We start from the raw sequence: 1,169 nt of genomic DNA, 5'->3' as shown, positions 1-1,169 counted from the left end.
AGCTTCGTCGGCAGCGTCAGATGTGTATAAGAGCCCGCCCCCACCGTCTTCGCCCACCCCGGCGTCACCGTCTCCCGCGCCCAGCTCGACTTCGCCCGGAGCAAGGTGCAGGCCGGGGCACAGCCCTGGAAGGCCGCCTTCGATCAGATGCTGGCGAGCAAGTACGCCGACCTGAACCGCGCCCCCAAACCCCGCGCCGTCGTCGAGTGCGGCTCCTACTCCAACCCCAACCACGGCTGCACCGACGAACGCGAGGACGCGATCGCCGCCTACACCGACGCCCTCGCCTGGTACATCACCCGCGATGCCCGCTACGCCAAGAAGTCCATACAGCTCATGGACGCCTGGTCCGGCGTGATCCAGGACCACACCAACAGCAACGCCCCCCTGCAGACCGCCTGGGCCGGCTCCACCTGGCCCCGGGCCGCGGAGATCATCAAGTACACGTACGACGGCGGCTGGGCCGGCGCCGGACGCTTCGCGACCATGCTGCGCGACGTCTACCTGCCCGAGGTGATCAACGGCTCCCACTCCAACGGCAACTGGGAGCTGTCCATGACGGAGGCCGCCATCGGCATCTCCGTCTTCCTGGAGGACCGCACCTCGTACGACAAGGCCATGGCCCGCTTCCGCACCCGCACCGCGGCCTACGTGTACCTCGCCTCCGACGGCGACCTGCCGAAGACCGTGCCCGGCCAGCACCTCGACACCCGGGACAAGATCGTCAAGTACTGGCAGGGCCAGTCCACCTTCGTCACCGGCCTCACCCAGGAAACCTGCCGCGACTTCACCCACACCGGGTACGGCATCTCCGCGATCTCCCACGTCGCCGAGACCAGCCGCATCCAGGGACAGGACCTGTACGGCACCGATGTCGGCGAACGGCTGCGGCAGGCGCTCGGCTTCCAGTCCAAGTACCAGGTGGGGACGGCCGCGCCGAGCTGGCTGTGCGGCGGCACGCTCCACCTCGGCCTCGGCCCGGTCACCGAGGTCGGGTACAACGCGCTGCACAACCGACTGGGCATCGCCATGACCAACACCGGCATCCTCACCGAGCGGCAGCGACCGGCCGGCAGCAACAACCTCTTCGTCGCCTGGGAGACGCTCACCCACGGGGGCAATCCCGCTTGAGCGGGTCGGGCGGTGAGGGGGTGGGGCCGCGTCGAGGG

Annotated in this window: 1 pseudogene; it reads left to right on the top strand. The window is 69.2% G+C overall.

The features are described 5' to 3' along the window. Positions 1-30: 30 nt before the first annotated feature. Positions 31-1,131: pseudogene (locus MTQ10_RS30640) on the top strand (alginate lyase family protein); the annotation flags it as partial. Between the last annotated feature and the right edge of the window lie 38 nt (positions 1,132-1,169).

Source organism: Streptomyces sp. XM83C, from assembly GCF_023072675.1.
GTDB classification, from domain to species: domain Bacteria; phylum Actinomycetota; class Actinomycetes; order Streptomycetales; family Streptomycetaceae; genus Streptomyces; species Streptomyces thermocoprophilus.
Note: the sequence above shows the minus strand (reverse complement) of the source record. Positions and strands in the feature narration are given on the sequence as shown.